The organism is Vibrio sp. 1641 (assembly GCF_033339995.1).
In the GTDB taxonomy this organism is placed as follows: Bacteria; Pseudomonadota; Gammaproteobacteria; order Enterobacterales; family Vibrionaceae; genus Vibrio; species Vibrio alginolyticus.
This window is the reverse complement of sequence record NZ_JAWOVP010000001.1, coordinates 396595-411502: the sequence shown is the minus strand read 5'-3', so window position 1 is coordinate 411502 and position 14908 is coordinate 396595. Positions and strand designations below refer to the sequence as shown.

The following is a 14908-nucleotide window of genomic DNA, read 5'->3' as shown; positions in this document are numbered from 1 at the left end:
CATAAAAACCGCTTGATTCATCTGTAGTTAAGACAAATACTTAAATTGTTAATTTACGTAGATTTTCCATTTCGCAATACGCACAGGTAGGTAAGATGTTTCTAGACTATTTTGCACTTGGGTTACTCATCTTCGTTGCTTTAGTGATCTTTTACGGAATCATTGTCATCCATGATATTCCATATGAAATCGCCAAAGAGAGAGAGCACCCGCACCAAGACGCAATTCACTACGCTGGCTGGGTCAGCCTTTTCACTTTGCATGCGCTGTGGCCATTTTTATGGATATGGGCAACATTATGGCGCAAGGAACGCGGCTGGGGTTTTAAACAACTAGAACAAGAAACACACGACATTCATCACCGCCTTGAAGAACTCATCGATGAAGTCAACGAACTCAAAAACGAAGTATCGATGTTGAAACAACAAAAGATTCAGCAAAAGCCTTTGCCTGAACAAAGTAAAGAGGACGAATAATGGACTTATTGCTGATTCTGACTTACGCCGCTCTTTGTATTGCCATTTTTAAAATTTTCAATATTCCTCTAAACAAATGGACCGTTCCAACCGCCGTACTTGGCGGCGTAGTGTTAGTGGGCACACTCGTGCTGCTTATGAACTACAACCACCCATTTACTCAATTAGGTAACCAAGTGTTCCCGACTACGCCTATCGTCTCTGGCGTGCGTGGCCGCGTGGTGGAAGTGCCAGTCCAGGCCAACCAACCGCTCAAAACGGGCGATATTCTTTTCAAAATCGATCCTGTGCCTTTTGAAGCAGAAGTTGCTCGCCTTGAAGCGAAAGTCAAAGAAGCAAGCCAAGGTGCCCTGGGTTTAGAGTCTGATCTAAGAGAAGCAGAAGCTGCTGTATTGAAAGCGCAAGCGGACAGAGATAAAGCACAAAGGGAATTTAGCCGATATCAAAGGGGCTTTGATCGTGGCGCGTTTACTGAACAAGATTTGGATACTCGACGCCAAGCGTATAAAGCGGCAGAAGCCATGTTAGACGTTGCGATTTTGCAACAAGAACAAGCGCAAATCGCTCTGGACTCTGAAATCGGAGGCGAAAATACCCAAGTCGCGCAACTTCTTGCCGAGCTGCGTAAAGCAGAGTTTAACTTAGAGCAAACCGTCGTTCGTGCGCCAACCGATGGTTACGTTACGCAATTGGCTTTACGTCCTGGAGTGATGGCTGTGCCGTTACCGCTTGCCCCAGCAATGACCTTCGTCCATACAGAAGACATTACGTACACCGCGGCATTCAGACAGAACTCATTACAACGCTTGAAGCCAGGCTTTGAAGCAGAATTTATGTTCCGCGCTATCCCGGGCAAAGTGTTCCGTGGCGAAGTCATTGACGTGATTCCAGCCATTGGTGAAAGCCAAATTCAAGCGCGAGGCGCTCTGCTTGGGACTGATGCCTTGCGCACGAGCGGACGTGTTTTTGCGAAGCTGAAAATTACCGACGACTTGAGTGGATACCACCTACCAATGGGTACTGCGGTTGAAGTTGCAGTTTATTCAGACAGCTTTACTCACGTATCAGTGATGCGCAAAGTGCTTATTCGTATGAAGAGCTGGCAGAACTATTTATACCTCGACCATTAATGAACATATAGCGCATTCATTTATTGGTAAAAATAACATCAAACCGTGTAATCAGGGGCTGACGATCAGCCCCTGATTCATTCTAGCCATCCAGATAGATAGCATTCCCACTTTTATTAATATTCTGTATAATGCGCGCCTTATTTTTAATGCTTGCTAAAACCAAAGCCAGTCAAAGGGATGCGTGAATCAAATCACACATTTCCTGAAGAAAAATAGAGCAAACAATAAGCAGCTTGGTTGTTTTGAATATATGTTACACAATCAAATAACTAACGCTTTCCAACAATATAAATGAACGTTCTTTAAAATCGACTATTGAACTGAGGTTATCTATGAATCTTTCCGCTAAAACTGTTGTGGTTATTGCAATCGGTGCTGCTCTTTACGGTATCGGCGGCTTACCTATGTTTGGCATCCCTGTGTTTGCAAACACAACGCTAAAACCAGCAATGGCAGTATTAGCATTGTTCTCAGTACTATTTGGACCACTTGTTGGCTTCTTGGTTGGTTTTATTGGTCACTGGGTTACTGACCTATTTGCAGGTTGGGGCGTATGGCTCACTTGGGTACTTGGTTCAGGTATTGTTGGTTTGATTATCGGTCTATTCCCTTCTCTAACGCGCTACCGTTTGGAGAAAGGTGATTTCAATATGAAAGACTTCGCGTTATTCGTAGTACTTGCGCTATTAGGCAACGTATTTGGTTACGGTTGCTCTGCATTCCTCGACACGATTTTATACGCAGAACCGTTCACTAAAGTGTTTACCCAGCTTTCTATTATCGCGATCGGTAACACCATTCTTATTGCTATTGTTGGCTTCTTCATTCTTAAGTCTGTCGCTAAACGTAACAAGCAAAGCCGTAACTTAACAGAGGCTTAATGTCGAATGACAATCGAATTTTCTAACTTCTCTTTTAGATATGAGTCGCTGGACAAACCGACGCTAAAAAATATCAATCTAAGGATAGAGAAAGGAGAGAAAATCGTCATTATCGGTCCAAGTGGTAGTGGTAAATCTACCCTTGGGCAATGTCTTAACGGACTGATCCCACACGCAATCAAAGGGGAAACCAGTGGAACATTGACCATCAATGGTCAAGACACCGCCCCTTTCGACATGCACCAATACACTGAGCAAGTTGGCACCGTACTGCAAGATACGGACAGCCAATTTGTCGGTTTGAGCATTGGCGAAGACATTGCATTTGCGCTGGAGAACCAGCTAACTTCAAATATCGACATGTACCCATTGGTCAAAGCCACGGCCAAAATGGTCGACTTGGAACAGATGCTAGAACGCTCACCCCACGATTTATCTGGCGGGCAGAAACAGCGTGTTTCTTTGGCGGGCATTCTCGTCGATGATGTCGATATCCTTTTGTTTGATGAACCACTAGCTGCGCTTGACCCTAAAACGGGTAAAAAAACCATCGAGATCATCGATGATCTACACCGCGAAACGGGCAAAACCATCGTAATCATTGAGCATCGTCTTGAAGACGTTCTGCATTGCTCAGTTGACCGTATTATCTTGATGGAAAGCGGCAAAATCATTGCCGATACAACGCCAGATGAAATTTTAGCGTCGCCTCTGCTAGAAGATTACGGCATCCGTGAACCGCTTTATATTTCAGCACTGAAAGAAGCAGGCTGCGCGATTGAGGGCGATGCAAAACCTTCTAGCTTAACTACCTTACCGTTGGAGCAATATAAACCGGCAGTACAAGCATGGTTTGATGGTTCAACAGCACAACCACCTAAAACGCCAGCCGAGACTTTGTTTGAAGTCCGTGGCCTCACCTATTCTTACGACGGTGAGAAAAACGCGTTAGAAGACGTGAGTTTTGACATCAAGCGTGGCGAGTTTGTCTCTGTACTTGGCAAAAATGGCTCGGGTAAATCGACCATCACCAAACTGATTATGGGCGTTATTGAAGCGGATAGCGGCTCAATGAGCTTGAATGGTCAAGATCTAAACGAACTGACCATCTTCGAGCGCAGCCAGAAAGTGGGCGTGGTGATGCAAAACCCGAATCACATGATTTCCCATCACATGATTTTCGACGAAGTGGCCTTCGGCCTCCGTAATCGTGGCGTTGAAGAGAAACAAATCGAAGCTAAAGTACTTGAAGTCCTTGAGCTGTGCTGTTTGAGCAAATACCGTCACTGGCCAATCGAAGCATTGAGCTACGGCCAGAAAAAGCGCGTAACCATTGCGTCAATTTTGGTATTGGAACCAGAGCTTCTGATCCTTGATGAACCGACGGCAGGTCAGGACTATCGAAACTACACGTCTATGCTGAGTTTCATCGAAAAGCTCAATCGCGAGTTGGGCGTAACCGTGATGATCATCTCTCATGACATGCATTTAGTGCTGGAATACACCACGCGCTCTATCGTGATTGCAGACAGTAAATTAGTCGCGGATGCACCAATGACGCAGGTATTCAGCAGTCCAGAGCTACTAGACCAAGCAAACCTCACCACAACAAGTCTGTTTGAGTTGGCTACAAAAGTTGGCCTCGAAGACACCAATGGCTTTATGCAGCACTTTATCAATGTAGAAAAAGCGCACCGCCAACAAAAAAGCGACGACGTAAACCAACTAGAGAAAGCGGTGGCATGAAAGACAATAAGATGAAGTTTGGTATCAACTACATCGATACCCAATCACCACTTCATAAGTTGAATGGCATTACTAAGTTCTTGCTTTTCATTGCTTGGGTAACGGTGGTGTTGACCACATTTGACTTGCGAATCATCGCGCTGTTGATCGTGCTTGGTTTAGGCTTACTGAAAATGACCAAAGTGCCCTTTCATGTCTACAAACCGCTGTTATTCGGTACAGGCACGGTATTACTGATCAATGCCCTGTTTATGTTCGCGTTAGCACCGCAACAAGGTACTGAATTCATGGGCTCATCAACGGTTTTACTCTCGTTACCCGGTAATTACTCGCTCACTCAAGAGACGTTGTTTTACCTAGTAACAGTGACGTTGAAATACTTCAGCATGTTTCCAATCGCGTTGGTGTTTGTATTTACCACTCACCCGACGGAGTTTTCAGCCAGCTTGAACCGCTTGGGTGTACCTTACAAAATCGCCTATGCCGTAAGCTTAACGCTGCGCTACTTGCCGGAAGTGAAAAAGGACTTTGTTAACATCATGCACGCGCAACAAGCACGCGGAGTAGAACTGAGCAAGAAGGCTCCGTTGTTCACTCGTATGAAGAACGTCGCGAAGATTCTTGGACCTCTGATTTTCTCTAGTTTAGACAGAGCCGATCAAATCTCAAACGCGATGACGCTACGTGGTTTTGGCCGCCACTCCTCTCGCACTTGGTACAGCTTAAAACCACTGACCAAAGCCGATATGATCTGCATGGCTGGGATTGCGGTGATAGTGATTGCTGCGATCAGCAAGCGTGTGATGGACACACAACTGTTCTGGTATCCGTTTTAAATTCTGAAGCTTCAAACTGAACATAACGTGGTTAGTGTTGTGACCACGTTATCTTCCGTCTTTCCCCTCGATAACTCGCCTGCTGGCTTCTTGCTTGCAAGTATTCAAAAGAAGCGGTAATTTCAGCGGCTCGCTGATGTGCCAGAAAGTTGCTTATTCAAACGACCAACATGAACTAAACTCATCAGTTTTATCAGGGGCTTAATGATCAACTGCGCACTGCCTACAATGAAAAGCCAAGTACCACTTTCAATCAACGAATCATTCAAAAAGAAAAAGCTACCAATTAAAAACCAAATAGCAATGAGTAGGTCGTTTGCAGCACCTAACGCCTCATAGCGGCGCTGAATAACGATGTGACGGCTTCCTAGATCTAAATCCAACTCTCTGCCATGTATCTGCACTGTATAGCTCCCCTCTTATTGTTTCGCGTCAGTTATGCCAAAGTTATTTCGAAATACTTAGTTCTAAACCCTAACGGACGTGGCATGCATTGACAACCATTGGGGGGGGATTATCTATTTGCAATCAAAAGAAAAGGGCGCATAAGCACCCTTTTCAGCGAGTCTAATTACAGGTATTCACTTCAATGGCTAGATAGTGAGCACCAACTTAACTCCACTTCAACAAGCGAGTTTCGTTGCCTTCTTCCGGCTTCGCTGGAATATTGAGTGACAACAGCAAGCTCACTGCTGCCATACCAGCGCCGATGTAAAATACGCTCGCAGGTGAAACAAGCCAGATGACACCAAACGTAACAGGTATTACAACCGCCGCAATATGGTTAATCGTAAACGCAACGCCTGCGGTCGACGCCATATCGGCAGGATCGGCAATTTTCTGGAAGTAGGTTTTAATCGCAAGCGCTAACGCGAAAAATAGATGATCGACAACATACAATGCTGCCGCCCACTCTGCCGTTTGCACCAAACCGTACCCGACGAACACGAAGATCAAACCGACGTATTCAAACATCAACGCTTTCCGCTCACCAACAACGCCGATAAAACGGCCTATTCGCTTCGCAAACAAGAAGTTAAAGACATAGTTAATCAGGAACAGCAACGTAATATCTGCGGCGGAGTAACCAAACTTCTCTACCATCAAGAAACCAGCGAACACCGTAAAAATTTGACGGCGTGCTCCACTCATAAACGTAAGCGCATAGTATAGCCAGTAACGTTTACGCAGGATGAGCTTCTTGTTCTGAGGTACTTTTGTCTTAAATTGTGGGAAGGCAAATGCCATCACCAAAATGAGCACAAAACCTAAACCACCAGCCATTAAATAGACCGTTTTAAAATCAAGTTTGAGCTGTTCGAGCGAAACCCAAATGGTGCCGTAGGTAAACAGAGAAGCCAAAGCTCCAACAGAAATAAACTTACCCAGCATTTCTGGCGCTTCTTCTTTAGATAGCCATTGTAAAGACAAAGACTGCTTGAGTGTTTCAAAGTAATGGAAGCCGGTGGACATTAACAAGGTTGTAAAAAGTAGACCGTACAAAGTGGGAAAATAACCTGTTAATGCCGTACCAAGCGTAAGCATCGCCAAAGAGACGAGCATAAAGCGTTGCTCTCGGATAAACAGCAATACAAACACGGCGGTAAAGGCCAAAAAACCCGGAATTTCACGCACACTTTGCAATAGGCCTATGTCTGCACCATCAAAGTTTGCTTTCTCGATAACAAAGTTGTTCAACAACGCCATCCAGGTAGAAAAAGCAATGGGCACGATAATGGAAATTAACAGGAGGAAATTTTGCGGCGTTCTCCAGCCGTGCGATGAGGTAGTCATGATGTTTCCTTTAAATATGAAGGCATCATCATAGCTTTAAATGTAACAAATTCGCAATATCATTATTATTTTAAGCCCAGAGCAAGCAGATATGGCTGAGGAATATTGTTATGAAGATAAACATCGCGCTTAACTCCTTGGCTAAGCGCGATGTTCAAGTATCAAGAGAAATAAAGCATGAGTAAATGTGCTCAGTGGCTTAATCAATGACTTTTACTGATAGGCGATTTTTAAATTCAAACACATGTTCTGGACATACATCCAAACAACGACCACAGCTAATGCAGTTTTGATCCATAACTCGACGATCTCCCTCTTTCAAAGGCTGCCGAAGCACTTCTGGTTCTGGGCAAACGTAAAAGCAATCCATGCATTTGGTGCAATCTTCGCGCCGAACAGCAGTAACGCGCAACAGGCTTTTTCGGCCTATCACGCCATAGGTAGCCCCCAGTGGACATAAGTGCCCACACCACCCATGCTCAACCAAGAGTAAATCCAACATAAACACTAGGGCGATTAGCACCCAACCTGCGCCCATACCAAACACCAACCCGCGATGCAGTGCCGCAACTGGATCTAACCATGTCCAAAGAATCGCGCCAGATAGCGCACTGCCCAACATCAAAACAGGGATCAGCCAATAACGAATCATGGGAGACCAACGATAGCTCACTTTAATGTTGAACTTTCGACGCAACCACGCCGCCAAGTCTGTTACGATGTTCAACGGGCACACCCAAGCACAAAATGCGCGCGGCGCCAAAATCGCGTAAAACACCACGACAATCACTACGCCTAACAACGCATTAAACTCCGGAACATGCCCTGTCGCCAAAGCTTGAAGCACAATTAACGGGTCACTTAACGGCACGTTATCGAGCAACATACTTGATGACAGATTACCAGTTAGAATTCCCAGCGTCGGCCCAGCCATAAACAGCGCAATGATGGTGAACTGACATAGCCGACGTAAAATCAAAAACCGATGCACGCGCCACCAACCAAGCTTTTCAAGCGCTTCTTTGCCAGCATTTTGAGCTAAATTCTTTGCCATTACTTACCTCCTTTTAGCGATTCAAGCGCACCTTCCGGCACAGGCGTCTCACTAGGGAGGATATTTTCGAGTGGTTTGTCGAGCTCTTTCCAACCAAAATTGTAGTGGCTGCCCACTTTACCTTTCGCCAAATCCGTCGGGACGACTTTAATAGCAGCGACATCCAACACGCACGCTTGTTCACACTTACCACATCCGGTACACACTTCGGAATTCACTGTAGGGATAAGTTTGGCGTGATAGCCAGTTCGATCGTTGTGAACCATCTCTAACGTGATGGCTTCATCAATCAGCGGACAAACGCGATAACAAACGTCGCATCGTAACCCTTGCCAGTTAAGGCAAGTTTCATGGTCAATAAGAACCGCTGTACCCATTCGAGCATCATCAATATCGGTTAGTTTCGGATCCAGCGCCCCACTCGGACAAGCGACAACACAAGGAATGTCTTCGCACATTTCGCAGGGAATATCGCGTGCAGTAAAGTAAGGTGAGCCAGTCGCGACGGGTGAAAGTAATGTCGCAAGTTTCAGGGTATCGTAAGGACATGCCTGAACACACAAGCCACATCGAATACAAGCTGATTCGAAATCGCCTTCCGGCAATGCACCAGGCGGACGAATAGGCACACCTTTGGTTTCTCGAGCTTGGCTTTGTAGCGATTGTAAGCCCAATACACACGCAGCTGCGCCAACACCAGCCGCAGTTCGAGCTGTATCACGCAAAAATCGGCGCCGACTTTGCGATATTTTAGACTGAGAGGATTTCATGCTATTTCCTCAACAAAACTCCCTTATCAAGTTAAGCATAAATAGCCCTAAACGTGTCGTTTCCCTATACCTCATAGGAGGTAACTCCATCCTCTATTGATTCAAGTCAACTGACGCACAGTGCCGTCGTCACAGTTTGACTAAATGCGTTTATTTACTGCGACATGAAATTCACCACGATACTCTGCAGTACGCGCCATTCTCAGTACAATAATTCAACACCTTTGCAATCTACTCGTTCAATTCGATGACAAATCACTACTAAAAATTCAAAAAAACACATCATAACAAGCTAATTTAAAAGGCATTTATCCATTAAACATAAAAAAACACTATCCAAATAAGAAAACTGTGGTTAGATTAAAAATTAAAACTAAAAAGCGAAGGAGAGAGGCATGGAAATTATCGTACGTCCAACGACCGTCGAAGACGCAGCGGCACTCGTAGAAATCTATTCACAACCAAAAGCACAACGTGAAACCCTGCAACTCCCAAAGCCTTCGCTCGCGATGTGGGTGGAAAGGTTGTCAAACATACCTGATGGTGTTTATAGCTATGTCGCTGAAATTGATGGTAAAGTCGTCGGAAATATTGGCTTTCACCACTCTCTACGTCCAAGAACGATGCACACGGCATCGTTTGGCATCGGAGTACATGATAGTTTCCATGGACTCGGTATTGGTAGCAAATTGATAGAAACAGTCACTGAACTAGCAGATAACTGGTTAAATGTGAGAAGAATTCAGATAGAGGTCAATGCCGATAACGACGCCGCCATTGGGCTTTATAAAAAGCATGGATTTCAAATTGAGGGTGAAGCGATTGACGGTTCCTTCCGTGATGGTGAATTCATCAATACCTATTACATGGCGCGCATCAGACCAGGCCAAAGATAAAACAAAGCCTCCTACTAATTGGAGGCTTTTCTTTTTAAACTTCGACTCACTTTCGTAAGTAAGCCAACGCTCTGCGAGTCAATGCTTCTGTGTAGGGATTGATCTTCCAGTGGTCGGGACTCCAACCTTTCACAAATCGCTGAAAGTCTGCCCAAGCCACAGCAAACAAAGGACGCCATTCACGCTCGACTTCATTAGGGTCAAGATTCGGTTGATAGACCATTAGCGCGTGTTGCAACTGAGCAAAATACGTATCCAAAACCCAAACTTCCATCTCTGCACAACGTTCTGGCTTAACGGCGCTACTCATAAACAGTGCCACATCTTTCATGGCACACCCGCATCCAATGTATTGAAAGTCAACCGCAGCAACGCTTGATTCTTCTTCATCAAAACAGAAGTTCGCCAATTTGGCATCACCGTGTATTAGTGTTTTAAACTTAGCTTGCGAAAGCGTTTGATCAATCAATTGAGCCGCATTTTGTAGCTCAGTGTCTTGCAATGCTTTAAGCTCGTCGGGTCTGGTTGCTAAGTGCCAGTATGTTCCGGTATGCCACAACTTATCCGAACGAACATCGATGTATCGCGCATGAAAGTTCGCCAACCAAGTGAGGCAGGCTTGTATATGCTCTAGCTGTGCATCTGTGATGACTTTTGGAAAGCCCACCTCGGCGAGATCTTCCATCACAATGAGCCATTCATTCTCCGATTGGAACGTTTTTAGACCTTGTGGTACTCGGCAGCGAGTATCCACCCCTCCGGAAAAATACTCATACCAATTCACTTCCACCTGATAAGAGTGCAACTTTCTTTGATGAGAACGGTCCGTATTCCAGCCTCTAGGATGCTCTGAAGGCTTAGGGAGTTTTACATGCTTAATGATCACCGAACGAGTAGAATAAGTAACTCGGACTAACTCTCCATAGCCTCCCCATAGCGATTGTATGACTTCTACAGAGCGGTAATTACCTAGATTGAGTTCCTGGCCAATATTTTGGTAGCGTTGGTGGTTGTTACTCATCATGCGAGCAGATGTGACCACGTTTGGTTCTTCTCCATGTAGTGAATAACATATGGGCAAACTGGTTTGATTTGATAACCGAGTGACTCAATTTCTGGCAACACCGCTTCCATCATCACTTTTCCGTACCCCTTACCTCGCAGTGCTTCAGGAACAACCGTTGATGTAATGTGCATGACATTACCCTTAAGCTGATAAATTAACTTGGCTTTATAGCCCTGCTCTAAATCAACCCAGAATGTACTATTCGTGGCTTCATGAGTTACTTTATGCATATCTTGCTCTCTAATTTTTGTTACAGATTGATTGAATCAAACTATATCACTGAATAAAATCGATACCATGCGAGAGTGCTGCTTCGCCTCACGCGATTACCTTCTTACATCAGGTACGACAATTATAATGAGAAATATGAGCCCAATTGCCAGAGACGGCAAGCTACCTCTGCAAAGCAAGAAGGCACCAGAACGTCAGGCAAGTACATTAAATAGCACCGATGCAATGGCAATGGTCGAACATGGCAGTGAAGTGAGCTTAAACGTCACCACCCCCGTTGGTACAAAGTTTATTACAACCAGCACATTTGTTGGCTGTCACTCAAATAATACTGCATTGATAGAGGTTCCGAACATCTCCGATGAAGACTTGAAATTCTATTTTCAAGAAGGCTTTTGGATCAATGTAAAAGCCTACTCTCATCGAGGTGAAGGGGCCGTTATCCCATTTCGGGCCCAATTACAGCATCGACTAGGCGATCCGTACCCAATTTTGGTGCTAGACCTACCCAACACTATGCAGGTCTTTCAGCTTCGCAAAGAAGTGCGTTACGAAGTAAATTTGAGAGCGCGTGTTTGTTTAGAAGCCTATCGAACTGAATGCGAAATAAGAGATTTATCTCGTAGTGGCTGTCGTTTTGTAACATCACCAATGAGCCGGCCACTTCAGGTTGGTGACCACGTTTCATTGGATCTAACGATGCCCGGAGAAAGTCGTATGCTAGCGCCATTGCGAGGTCGTATTTGTAATTTACAAAAATCAACGCACTATGCTCGCTACGGAATGGAGTTTGATGAGGTTGGTAAAAACAACGCTAAAAACCTCCTCAGTCACCTCAAATTTGATGGTACTAAGCTCACACTAAAAAGATAGATTTGATAACCCCTATCGCTTATCAAGAAGCTTTGAAGTGCTAGAAAACAAGAAACCCCTTACTTTTCAGTAAGGGGTTTTTATTTACTAAGAATAAGGCAGTATCTTAGATAAGAGTCATGACTTAGAAGTCGTAACGTAGACCTAGCGCTAGCTCATCTTTTTCAGCCGCGCCTTCGTTATCCATTAGATCGAAGTTGTATGATGCGTAGCCACGGAAGTTAGGCTTGAAGTAGTAAGTTACATCAACAGCTAGGTTTTCTACAGTATCTGCGTCTTCTAGTTCACCTTTGTTGAACGTAGAAGTGAATACAGTTTGACCCATAGTGTAAGCAGCGGCTAGTTCGTAGCCTTTGTAATCAAAAGTCTTACCTGCAACATCCATATCCGCGCCAGTGTAGTTACCAGCGAAGTAGAAGTCACCTACAGAGTATGCAGCTACCAGCATGAACTCATCGCTGTCGTTTTGATCTGCGTAACCAGCACCTAGTTCAAAACCAGTGTTAGCAAACGCGTAAACACCAGATAGAGAGAAGCCATCTTCCTCGTTGTCTGTAAAGCCTTGTGCATCTGTTGTGCGATCAGCAAAACGGTAGCTTGCGCGTACAGCTAGTTGCTCGAATTGGCCTTTGTAAGACAGCATGTTATCTGTACGGTCAGAAACAGGCAGTTTAAGTGCTGCTGTGTTACCGTGGTAAGCCATAATGTCAGTAAAGTCAGTAAGAACCACTAGTGCGCCGTCGTTTTTACCGTAAGTTACTTCACCGTATTTGCCACCCAGACCCGCATAAGCGTAACGAGTTTCAAGATCACTATTGTTATCTACGGCACCTTCTTCTTTTGTTTTGAACTCACCTTCCCAAAAACCAACGCCGTATAGGTTTTCATTGATTTCCTGTTTGCCTAGGAAGTTAAGACGGATGCGAGTACGGTCTTCTGCCTTACCATCCATCATAGAAAGACGCGCTTCAGCGCGGCCGCCCATCTCAAGAGAAGTGCCATCTTGGTTGTATAGTTCTGAAGCGACAACTTGAGATCCTGATGCCATTAGCGCCACTGCTACAGCTAAAGTTTTTAATTTCATTGTTATTTTCCATATCATTGTTTTATATGTGTTTTCTCACCAGAAAAACAGGACTTTTCTGTACCAACGAGAAAACTGGCGGCATAGTAGCAGCTGTTATTTTTCACGCAACGTGTTGAATAAACAGCGCTTATAGAAGAAAACACCACTTAAAATGACGATATGAATACCTCTCAACCATCAAGTTATCGGTTGAGTTAAAAAAAATGTTCGCGTCAAAAAAAAATTGACGAAAAAAATGTAAAAACAATATCACAAAACGTGATATTGCCCGCAAAAAAATCTTGTTAACTGACTGTTTTAGATAGACTTATTGATAATAAATCCGATTATTACAAACAAAAAAATCCCTGAGCATTCACTCAGGGATTTAGAGATTTGATAAGTAGATGATGAATTAAAGCTTAAAGAAACTTAATTGCTCTTTCTGCTTCTCTGCAAGTAATGAAAGCTCAGTACTCGCACTTGCACTCTGGCTGATGCCCGCTACGTTTTGGTTTACAAGCTCCGACATGTTAACCACGTTGCGATTGATATCTTGAGTAACTTGAGACTGCTCTTCGGCTGCGGTTGCTACTTGCGTGTTTGAATCGTTGATGTTGGCGACCGACTCGGTAATTCCAACCAACGCTTCATTCGCTTGTTGCGTCAGCTCGTTGTTGCGGCTAAGCATATCAAGGCTGACTTGCATACTGTCATTCGCCAGCCCAGACTGCGCTTGAAGCTCTTCAATGATCGTTTGGATCTCTTGTGTCGAGTCTTGAGTACGCGCTGCTAGCATGCGTACTTCATCAGCTACTACCGCAAAACCACGACCAGACTCACCAGCTCGCGCCGCTTCAATCGCAGCATTCAATGCTAGCAAGTTGGTCTGCTCAGATACACCGCGAATCACTTCAATAACATCGTTGATCTGTACAGATTGCTCTTTTAGACGCAAAACAACTTGCGCTGCATCGTTCAATGCTTGAGACATTTGCGCACTTGCTTCCGCACTTTCTTGGAAGATAGCCAAACCTGATTGAGCAAGTCCATCAGCTTCACGCGCGGTTGCGTCAGCAGAGGTCGCGTTATCACTCACATTATTCGCAGTGCTTGCAAGCTCGTTAACCGCAGATGCAACTTGCTCGATCTCCGCCAACTCTTGTTGAGCGTTCGCTTCCGCTTGCGTCATTACCGCAGCCAATTCGGTCGATGCAGATGCAACTTCCTCACTAATACGGGTTAACTGGTCCACAGTGTTGTATAACTGCTCTGCGGTTTGGTTTACATCTTTGCTCAGCTTAGAGATCTCATTGTCCCCATCGACATCTGCACGTACTGATAGATTACCCATTGCTAACTGACGCATCACTTCTTGCAGCTTTTGGATTGGTGTAACAATCATGCCAGATAGGAACCAAGCGCCTATCAATGAGAAAGCAAATACCGCTAAAACCGTCAACATAGCGTTATTTTGCACACGTTCATTTTGCTGATGACTTCTGATAGTAGATTGTTCAGCTTGCTCGTTTACATGCTTTGATAGTGTGTTAATTTGTTGGACCATTTCTCGGCCAACATTGCGATACTCTTTGACAAATGCACGGTACTCGCTATCCGATTTCAAACCTTGATCGTATTGGTTGAAGAAAGCAACTGAGCGCTCTGAATATCGCACATAGGATTCAATTGCTTGGCGAACTTTAACGGCATCGTCACGGAATAGGTTTCGGGCTTCAATTGCGCTTAAATCGGCATCAACTTGCTTTAAGCCTTCTTTCAATTCGGTTAGAAAATTCTCACGACGAGAAGCATCGTAAATAGCGTAAACCGCGCTTATGCGCAGAGGGTAAATTTGGTCGTCAATACTCGCCAATGTGTCTTTGTGAAAAACCAAAGATTCTTGGTTGGAAGCAATAACATCTTGCTCTGCTTGAAGATTGTTTTTAGTAATCCAAAGAGCAATAAACAAAACAATCGCGGTAAATAATACCGGAACCAAAATTTGCGTTCGTACTGACAAATTTTTCAGTGATAACTGCATGACAGGGCCTCAGTTGTATGCGTGATGTCTATATCCAAACAA

General features: G+C 44.6%; 15 protein-coding genes. 7 read left to right on the top strand and 8 right to left on the bottom strand.

Annotated features, from left to right (window positions below; all coding sequences use genetic code 11):
* Nucleotides 1-95: 95 nt before the first annotated feature.
* The 5 genes from R7Z47_RS01870 to R7Z47_RS01850 all read left to right on the top strand — a co-directional run bounded on the left by R7Z47_RS01870 (nt 96) and on the right by R7Z47_RS01850 (nt 5072).
* A complete protein-coding gene (locus R7Z47_RS01870) occupies nt 96-476 on the top strand; it encodes a DUF3302 domain-containing protein (RefSeq protein ID WP_005375135.1) in 381 nt (126 codons plus the stop codon).
* Entirely contained in the window at nt 476-1606 is a 1131-nt protein-coding gene (locus R7Z47_RS01865) for an HlyD family secretion protein (RefSeq protein ID WP_005375134.1), read from the top strand. The genes R7Z47_RS01870 and R7Z47_RS01865 overlap by 1 nt, the downstream gene beginning before the upstream one ends.
* A gap of 335 nt (nt 1607-1941) precedes the next feature.
* Nucleotides 1942-2490 carry an ECF-type riboflavin transporter substrate-binding protein gene (locus R7Z47_RS01860; protein ID WP_005375133.1) on the top strand — a complete coding sequence of 183 codons (549 nt, stop codon included), beginning with the start codon at nt 1942-1944 and terminating at the stop codon, nt 2488-2490.
* Between the two features lie 6 nt (nt 2491-2496).
* Nucleotides 2497-4236, top strand: coding sequence for an ABC transporter ATP-binding protein (locus R7Z47_RS01855; protein WP_262606615.1), 1740 nt, complete (start codon nt 2497-2499; stop codon nt 4234-4236).
* Nucleotides 4233-5072 carry an energy-coupling factor transporter transmembrane component T family protein gene (locus tag R7Z47_RS01850; protein WP_138939430.1) on the top strand — a complete coding sequence of 280 codons (840 nt, stop codon included), beginning with the start codon at nt 4233-4235 and terminating at the stop codon, nt 5070-5072. The genes R7Z47_RS01855 and R7Z47_RS01850 overlap by 4 nt, the downstream gene beginning before the upstream one ends.
* A gap of 122 nt (nt 5073-5194) precedes the next feature.
* Here R7Z47_RS01850 and R7Z47_RS01845 read toward each other — a convergent pair whose 3' ends face one another.
* The 4 genes from R7Z47_RS01845 to napG all read right to left on the bottom strand — a co-directional run bounded on the left by R7Z47_RS01845 (nt 5195) and on the right by napG (nt 8690).
* Nucleotides 5195-5476: a YrhK family protein gene (locus R7Z47_RS01845; protein ID WP_025768568.1), complete on the bottom strand. Its 282-nt coding sequence runs from the start codon at nt 5474-5476 to the stop codon at nt 5195-5197.
* Between the two features lie 208 nt (nt 5477-5684).
* A complete protein-coding gene (locus tag R7Z47_RS01840; RefSeq protein ID WP_262606616.1) occupies nt 5685-6866 on the bottom strand; it encodes an MFS transporter in 1182 nt (393 codons plus the stop codon).
* Between the two features lie 199 nt (nt 6867-7065).
* Nucleotides 7066-7920 carry a quinol dehydrogenase ferredoxin subunit NapH gene (gene napH / locus R7Z47_RS01835; RefSeq protein ID WP_213972891.1) on the bottom strand — a complete coding sequence of 285 codons (855 nt, stop codon included), beginning with the start codon at nt 7918-7920 and terminating at the stop codon, nt 7066-7068.
* Nucleotides 7920-8690, bottom strand: coding sequence for a ferredoxin-type protein NapG (gene napG / locus R7Z47_RS01830; RefSeq protein WP_064376387.1), 771 nt, complete (start codon nt 8688-8690; stop codon nt 7920-7922). The genes napH and napG overlap by 1 nt, the downstream gene beginning before the upstream one ends.
* A 395-nt stretch (nt 8691-9085) precedes the next feature.
* Here napG and R7Z47_RS01825 point away from each other — a divergent pair, with 395 nt between their 5' ends.
* The gene (locus R7Z47_RS01825; protein ID WP_017820512.1) at nt 9086-9586 is read left to right on the top strand and encodes a GNAT family N-acetyltransferase; all 501 of its coding nucleotides are present in this window, start codon (nt 9086-9088) and stop codon (nt 9584-9586) included.
* 46 nt (nt 9587-9632) lie between these two features.
* Here R7Z47_RS01825 and R7Z47_RS01820 read toward each other — a convergent pair whose 3' ends face one another.
* Complete coding sequence (locus tag R7Z47_RS01820; RefSeq protein ID WP_154204428.1) at nt 9633-10610, bottom strand: phosphotransferase; 978 nt, start codon at nt 10608-10610, stop codon at nt 9633-9635.
* Complete coding sequence (locus tag R7Z47_RS01815) at nt 10607-10882, bottom strand: GNAT family N-acetyltransferase (RefSeq protein ID WP_104976440.1); 276 nt, start codon at nt 10880-10882, stop codon at nt 10607-10609. The genes R7Z47_RS01820 and R7Z47_RS01815 overlap by 4 nt, the downstream gene beginning before the upstream one ends.
* A gap of 127 nt (nt 10883-11009) precedes the next feature.
* On the opposite strand from R7Z47_RS01815, the gene R7Z47_RS01810 reads away from it, so the two are divergent.
* The gene (locus R7Z47_RS01810) at nt 11010-11756 is read left to right on the top strand and encodes a flagellar brake protein (RefSeq protein ID WP_042521645.1); all 747 of its coding nucleotides are present in this window, start codon (nt 11010-11012) and stop codon (nt 11754-11756) included.
* Between the two features lie 124 nt (nt 11757-11880).
* Here the strand turns inward: R7Z47_RS01810 and R7Z47_RS01805 are convergent, their stop codons facing one another.
* The gene (locus R7Z47_RS01805; protein ID WP_064354918.1) at nt 11881-12840 is read right to left on the bottom strand and encodes a porin; all 960 of its coding nucleotides are present in this window, start codon (nt 12838-12840) and stop codon (nt 11881-11883) included.
* 397 nt (nt 12841-13237) lie between these two features.
* Nucleotides 13238-14866 carry a methyl-accepting chemotaxis protein gene (locus R7Z47_RS01800; protein WP_005375120.1) on the bottom strand — a complete coding sequence of 543 codons (1629 nt, stop codon included), beginning with the start codon at nt 14864-14866 and terminating at the stop codon, nt 13238-13240.
* Nucleotides 14867-14908 lie beyond the last annotated feature (42 nt).

Bases quoted from the DNA above. Each gene is read 5' to 3' on its own strand.
- R7Z47_RS01850 (WP_138939430.1), top strand. From the start codon at position 4,233: ATGAAAGACAATAAGATGAAGTTTGGTATCAACTACATCGATACCCAA.
- R7Z47_RS01810 (WP_042521645.1), top strand. From the start codon at position 11,010: ATGAGAAATATGAGCCCAATTGCCAGAGACGGCAAGCTACCTCTGCAA.
- R7Z47_RS01805 (WP_064354918.1), bottom strand. From the start codon at position 12,840: ATGAAATTAAAAACTTTAGCTGTAGCAGTGGCGCTAATGGCATCAGGA.
- napG (WP_064376387.1), bottom strand. From the start codon at position 8,690: ATGAAATCCTCTCAGTCTAAAATATCGCAAAGTCGGCGCCGATTTTTG.
- R7Z47_RS01870 (WP_005375135.1), top strand. From the start codon at position 96: ATGTTTCTAGACTATTTTGCACTTGGGTTACTCATCTTCGTTGCTTTA.
- R7Z47_RS01825 (WP_017820512.1), top strand. From the start codon at position 9,086: ATGGAAATTATCGTACGTCCAACGACCGTCGAAGACGCAGCGGCACTC.
- R7Z47_RS01800 (WP_005375120.1), bottom strand. From the start codon at position 14,866: ATGCAGTTATCACTGAAAAATTTGTCAGTACGAACGCAAATTTTGGTT.
- R7Z47_RS01855 (WP_262606615.1), top strand. From the start codon at position 2,497: ATGACAATCGAATTTTCTAACTTCTCTTTTAGATATGAGTCGCTGGAC.
- R7Z47_RS01840 (WP_262606616.1), bottom strand. From the start codon at position 6,866: ATGACTACCTCATCGCACGGCTGGAGAACGCCGCAAAATTTCCTCCTG.
- R7Z47_RS01860 (WP_005375133.1), top strand. From the start codon at position 1,942: ATGAATCTTTCCGCTAAAACTGTTGTGGTTATTGCAATCGGTGCTGCT.
- R7Z47_RS01865 (WP_005375134.1), top strand. From the start codon at position 476: ATGGACTTATTGCTGATTCTGACTTACGCCGCTCTTTGTATTGCCATT.
- R7Z47_RS01815 (WP_104976440.1), bottom strand. From the start codon at position 10,882: ATGCATAAAGTAACTCATGAAGCCACGAATAGTACATTCTGGGTTGAT.
- R7Z47_RS01820 (WP_154204428.1), bottom strand. From the start codon at position 10,610: ATGATGAGTAACAACCACCAACGCTACCAAAATATTGGCCAGGAACTC.
- napH (WP_213972891.1), bottom strand. From the start codon at position 7,920: ATGGCAAAGAATTTAGCTCAAAATGCTGGCAAAGAAGCGCTTGAAAAG.